Origin of the sequence: Rhizobium sp. L9, assembly GCF_002531885.1 — a bacterium.
Classification (GTDB): Bacteria; Pseudomonadota; Alphaproteobacteria; order Rhizobiales; family Rhizobiaceae; genus Rhizobium.
Window position 1 is genome coordinate 62,408 of the sequence record NZ_NWSZ01000034.1, and the last position, 6,101, is coordinate 68,508.

Annotated in this window: 5 protein-coding genes; 2 read left to right on the plus strand and 3 right to left on the minus strand. The window is 56.2% G+C overall.

What is annotated here, in order from left to right; genetic code table 11:
- The first annotated feature begins 35 nt into the window (after positions 1-35).
- The gene (locus CO660_RS28245; RefSeq protein ID WP_064695708.1) at positions 36-260 is read left to right on the plus strand and encodes a hypothetical protein; all 225 of its coding nucleotides are present in this window, start codon (positions 36-38) and stop codon (positions 258-260) included.
- Positions 261-335: 75 nt separating this feature from the next.
- Here CO660_RS28245 and CO660_RS28250 read toward each other — a convergent pair whose 3' ends face one another.
- The 3 genes from CO660_RS28250 to CO660_RS28260 form a co-directional block, all read right to left on the minus strand.
- Complete coding sequence (locus CO660_RS28250) at positions 336-2,330, minus strand: glycosyltransferase (RefSeq protein WP_097601393.1); 1,995 nt, start codon at positions 2,328-2,330, stop codon at positions 336-338.
- Positions 2,312-3,544 carry an HlyD family efflux transporter periplasmic adaptor subunit gene (locus CO660_RS28255; protein ID WP_097601394.1) on the minus strand — a complete coding sequence of 411 codons (1,233 nt, stop codon included), beginning with the start codon at positions 3,542-3,544 and terminating at the stop codon, positions 2,312-2,314. The genes CO660_RS28250 and CO660_RS28255 overlap by 19 nt, the downstream gene beginning before the upstream one ends.
- A gap of 419 nt (positions 3,545-3,963) precedes the next feature.
- Complete coding sequence (locus tag CO660_RS28260) at positions 3,964-4,164, minus strand: hypothetical protein (protein ID WP_097601395.1); 201 nt, start codon at positions 4,162-4,164, stop codon at positions 3,964-3,966.
- Positions 4,165-4,764: 600 nt separating this feature from the next.
- Between CO660_RS28260 and CO660_RS28265 the strand changes: the two genes are divergently transcribed.
- Complete coding sequence (locus tag CO660_RS28265) at positions 4,765-5,907, plus strand: AraC family transcriptional regulator (RefSeq protein ID WP_097601396.1); 1,143 nt, start codon at positions 4,765-4,767, stop codon at positions 5,905-5,907.
- Positions 5,908-6,101 lie beyond the last annotated feature (194 nt).

A 6,101-nucleotide genomic window follows, 5' to 3' on the forward strand; every position in this document is an offset into this window, starting at 1 on the left:
GGTTTCGAACCTTAGCGTTTAAAAGGAGGAGCATCATGCCTACGGTTGCCGCGACGCCCATTACTCCGCCCGATCAGCACGTCGTCACCGCACGCGAAGCTATCGAGCCGCTGTATGAGAAGCTCGAGCTTCAAACGGAATCGCTGGTTCTTTCTGCAGCGCTCGAAGCAGGATGGTCTCCGGACGAGGCAACGGAAGCGCTGGCGGCGCTCAGACTGCAGGACGCGTTGTCCATCCTCGACGAACGATCTGGCCAGTAGTTCGCGAAGAGTGACGACTCCGGCCATGGCGGGACAACTTCGTCGAAGACGCGACAACTTCGCTCCCGAGCCGGGCTACAACGTGCGCGTCCGCCCGAATGAGCGCAACAGCAGATTAAGAGAGACGGCAACCTTGTCGATGTCGCGAATGTCCCGCGAATATCGGCCGGTGTAGAGTTTTACAATCATGCTGTCGCGGGCAGAGCCGCTGAGTTCGAAATAAAGGTGCAGATAATAGGCTTTCTTGTCGCCGCCGCGACTTACGCTTCTTCGCCGTTGAGTGACCTGACCGAGCTCGGCTTTGATTGGGGCGAAGCCGGACAGTTTCAGCATCACCGATTTGGATTGCAACCGGGCCATGGTGGGGACTGCAACGACCGCCTTGTCCAGTGCCAGACTGACGACTTGACCGGGGACATCGTCGACGATAGCGGGTTCATCGAGCTTGAATGCATGGAACAGGCGCCGAGGTTTCTCAAAGCAGATGAGTGACGCGATGAGCAGGACGACGATATTGATCCCTGACCACCAGGCCGCGACCGGCGAAAACTGGCCTTGTACATGCGACGTTTCCGGTACGACGTTGACCAGCAGGCCAACCACGGTGATCGTGATCATGCTTGCGATCCAGGCGAAACTGTAGCGGTCGAACTGGTTCGCCTCGTTGCCACTGCCCTTTGGCGTCACCCTGAAAGGCTTGCCGAATGGTCTCACCAGGCTGGAGACCACAGTCGGCAACATGCGGAATGTCGCAAAGGTCCCGACAGCGCTCGAAACCACAGGCAGATAGCGCGTCGGCGTGATCCACAGCATGAGCAGAAAATAGGCCGCCAGCAGCGGCACCTGATGAGACACATACGCGGCTATATCAGTGAAATAGAGCGGGACCAGGCCAAACCAGAGATAGACGATGGGGACGAGCAATATCGCGAAGCGGACCAGATACTGCACCAGCCATGACGCGGGCAGGAACATGATCCGTTGAAAGAGCGTCAATCCCGGGCCGCGCAGCGGGCCATTGTACAGGTAAAGGGTTTGAATACCCCCCTGACACCAGCGTTCGCGCTGGACAAAATAACCGGTCAGGTTCTCGGCGGCCAGTCCCATCGATAGCCGCTCGTTCAGGTAGCGGGTCTTGTAGCCTTTGTTGAGCATCGAAAGAGTGGTCAGCAGGTCTTCTGTGATCGACTCCGTCGGAAAACCGCCTATTGCGTCGACGGCCTTGCGGCGGGCAATCGAGCATGACCCGCAGCAGAAACTGACGTCCCAGGCGTCTCGGCTGGGCGCGATCTCGTCGAAAAACAAGCGCTGCTCGTCCGGCCAGATATTCTCCAGGCCCAGGTTCGACTGGACCGGATCGACATTGAAGAAATGTTGGGGTGTCTGGACGATGCCGATGCTTTCATCGGAAAAGAACGGCAGCGTCCGGCGAAGGAAATGTCGATAGGGAACAAAATCGGCGTCGAAGATCGCAATGAATTCGCCCGAGCTGACCTTCAGCCCATTGTTCATATTGCCGGCTTTGGCATGGCTGTTGTCGCCACGCGTGACGTGGATGACGTTCTTCTCCTCGCAATAGGCCTTCAGCCAATCCCGGCGTTGATCGTCGAGCACATACACCGTCAATTTGTCGGCAGGATAATCCAGCGCGCGGGCGCCGATGATGGTTCGCTCGAGCACGTCGAGCGGCTCGTTATAGGTCGGGATGAAAACGTCGACAGTAGGCAGCTCACGCTTATCGCGCGCGAAGAAAACACGACCCAGCCTGTCCGCTTCCGCGCTCCGGTCGACATAGCGGCTCATCAATACCAGAAAAAGGATAACTTCGACGCACGCCAGAATCTCGACGAAGAAGAGGATCCAGACCCAGTAGAAATTCGCACCGTCGCTGGGATAGGGAAGCACCGTCTCGGTCAAGCGCCAGTACATGTATCGCAATGCGAATGCTGCGACAAACGCGCAGGTCACCGCTCGTGTCCAGGTGTGATGCCGCGACCAATTGAACGGCCCGAGGAAAAAGAAGGCCGAAACGAGAAAGGTCGGAACCAGCGCTAGAAGATACTGAACCACAGGCTTTTTACCCAGTTGGACACGTCGATGCCGTGTTTGGAAAACCGTACCTGTACTGTCCGCCCCACCTGGCAGGAGTTCGCAAAGTCATCATTCATGAAGGATGGATCGAGGCGAACCCGAATGCGGGCATTGCGCTGTGTCGACGGCGGCAAGCTGGCGGCAAAGGAATCGGCCTCAACCGAAGCCGAACTGCCTCTGACGGAGATGACCGTACCATTGAAGACATCGCTGCGGCCGAACAAGCGCACCTGAGCGACAAGTCCGGGATAGATTTCGTCATAGTTGACCTCGGGAACAAGAATATCCACAAACAGCTCCCGACAGTCGAGAAGGCGCATCAGTTCGTCATTCAGCACGACGTTGGAACCGTTGACGATACTTCTGGTCCAAACAACGCCGTCGAACGGCGCTATTGCCGTTGCGGATTCAAGGCTGCTGACGCGGTTTGCCTCTTTGACGAGCTGCTTTTGAACTTCTGTCGCTCGTGTCTCATTTTCCGCTATGCGCGAATTCAAGTCGTTGATGCGAACGACAACCTCGTCCTCGCGCTGCCGCGAATAAGGCACGTCATTCTGCCCGTCGCCGAAAACAAAGATACCCTGGCGGACCGCATTGAGCCTTTGTTCCAGTTGATCGACAGTCAGATTGCTGATCTCGACCTCGCCGCCGGTCGCAACTCCGGCGGCTCGCGCGACTTCGACCAGCTTCTGCGTAAGAATACCTTTTGACTCGAGTTCCATCCGGCGGTTCAGGTCGACCTGCGCGACAAGATCCTGGGCCTGCGACACTTCGACTTTTTTCCGCAGGATTTCGACTTCGCGTTCGAGATTGGCAATAGTGGTCTGCCTGTAGACTTCCAATCTTGCAGACAATTCCTCGCGAAGGGCGGAGAGCTCCTCCCGTTCCTTTTTAAGTGCCGCGACGCGGTCGAGCGCCGTGTTCCGATCTGCCTCGAGCGAAGCGAGAATTGCGCGATTGACGCGTGTATTTCTGATTTCTGCGAGGGATTGTCCCGCTTTGACCGGGCTGCCGACCTTGAGGGGTTCTTCCGCAATCGTGCCGTCGATTGGGGCATTGACGACAGCAAACCGGGCATTGACCGTGCCATCAAGGCTGGTAAAGCCGGTAATCGTCGGCAATGAGACGACGGTCACCAGTGCCAGCAGCAACAGGCCGACGACGATGCGTGTGATGCGATGGTTCCAGATCATGTTGGCATCCGAAGGTATCGCTCTGCAGCCATTCGTCGCTCTCGCGCTGACACGGACGGATGCAACTCATTCTTGCATACTTTAGCGCATGGAAATTTATAGACAAGTGATGGTCGTAAACCTGCGACAGAAACAGTTCGGCTCTGAACGAAATGCCACCGACGCAGGCGTGGCGCTGGCCTGTGGTCAAGCCCGGCGCGGCGACTGAAGAGGGGGTAATGGGTAGAACGTAGGGATAGGGGATGATGGAAATTACCGCGCCTAGCGAGGCCGCGATCTCGTTGAGACAGAAATAGCGGAGCGGTTTGGCTTTTCACGAAAGCGCAGAACCGCTCCAACTTTTTTATTTACGCAGTTCCCGGCAAAAGCGGTTCGCGCTTTGCCTGGGGAACCCGCTTCTCACCTTGCCCGGAACGGCTCTAATGCGGCCGAAGTTCTTTGGTCGCGATTAGCATGACGAGATCTTCCGAGGCATCGGCGAGCGTCAATGCCAATTCCGCGGCCGACCATCCACGTTTCTGCAAACTGACGAGCATTTCCACCATTGCGACTTCGACTTCTCGTCTGCAGGTCGAAATTGGCCTCAACTCGATAACATTCTCATCACATGCGGTAGTCATCTTAGCCTCCTCTGCCACATGAAAGGGCAGTGTCAAAGAAATTCGACAATGGGTGGATATGATAGGGGTTGCGTACAGACCTCGAGCCATTACGCATCGACATGTATGGCCTCGGCTGCGCGCAACCCCTCGCGCGCCATTATTTGCCGATGTCGGCTTCAGGAGCGCCTCGTATCAGTCTGAAACGACGGGCGATACAATTTTCCTGGCTCACCCTTGGATTGATTCCGTTGAAAGCCATTGCTTGCGCAGGGCGAGCACGACTGCTTCTCCGATAGTTCACGACCTATCCTCCCATGTTTGCGTGTTTTTGTTTTGAACAACTGTCGTTTTGCGTTGTCGGGGCTATCGCACCGGCAGCTAAGTATTTGGAATTTCCGAACTTACTTCGGAATTAACCATTGCTTATTTAGATATATGAACGGGATGCGCTTGTCGTTATCGCAGCATCCAGAAAATTATCGGTCCGTCCATTTCTGCTCGCAGAGGAATATGATAAGTAGCTTATGCACGTAGAGCTTTAGCCAATTCGGATCTCGGATGGCTGTTGTTTGCTTCAGTTTCAACAGCCCGGATCTGCTAATGCGCTGGAGGAATTGGATGGTTGCGGAGTCTGGAGATGACCCGGCTGCGGGACGGGAATGGCCGGCGCACCTGGAGCGGCGGCGCTGGCCGCGCGAACCTTCTTCCCAGAAAGAACATCGGGTGGACGTGCTACCGGCCTTGGCGCCCCTGCGATTTTCGACGCACGAACTGCCACAGAAAGAACAGTTCCAGGCTTGGCGATCACATGTGGCGCCCCTTATGGATGTACATCTGCCGGATGGAAAATCAGAGGGCGATGGTTTCCTCGCGGAACAGACCGGTTGGCACCTCGGCGATATCCTCATCGTTCAGCAGCGCGCGCAGGCGTGCAGCTATATTCGCGATCAGGCGATGCTGCGATCGAGCCCAATTGATCACTGGAACGTCGGCATACAGCGCAGCGGCCGGGCCTGGACCGAAGCCGATCGGCATGTAACGGAAACCGGCCCGGGTGAGATATTTTTCAGGTCTCTTGGTTATCCGTACCGCGGGCGGATGACCGATTCGGTCGCTGTGCTCGTCTTCCTGCCCTATGAACTGTTGACCGGTGATGCGACTCTTCTGCAGAGCGCCAACAACACCGCCTTCTCCGGTAGCCTGGCTGAATTGCTGGTCAGCTATATTAACGGCCTGGAAACGAACCTGAGCAGCTTGACGGTGGAGGAGGTGCCGCGGATCATACGGACGATCGGCGATATGGTCGTTGCATGCGCTGCATCCTCCACAAGTTCGGACCGCGGCCAGGAACAGACCAATATGGGGCTGATGGAGCGGGCGCATCGCTATATTCACCTCAATCTTCATTCAGATAGCTTGACCCCTGAGGTCATGTGCCGAGCGCTGGGAATCTCGCGGACCCGGCTCTACCGATTGTTCGAAACGAGCGGGGGCGTCTTCACTTACATTCGCAAACGTCGCTTGCTGCAGGCCTACGCGGATCTTACCAATCCGACCGACAACAGGCCGATCTCGGAGATTGCCGAGGCCGCCGGCTTTGACGTTGCAGCCAATTTTACGCGCGCGTTCAGCCATGAATTCGGGCTCAGCCCGCGTGAAGTCCGAAAGACCATAGCAACCGAGCACCCGGCCATCCCAGCAACACGTTCCATGCGACGTGTCGGGACAACGATCGGCGACTGGCTGACGCTCGCACGTTGATGTCGGAAAGTACCAAAAGCCATTGCTATTAATGGATATTTTCAAAGAATTAGGCAGCGACGTTTACTTGGCACCCTAGTTCCATAAGATAGATTACGCCAGATTCGATTGTAGCCGGGTACATTCTATTTCCAAGTGCGACATGCCAATGATTTCAATGGCTTCACTTTGGAGATTTTGGCATGTCCCGATGC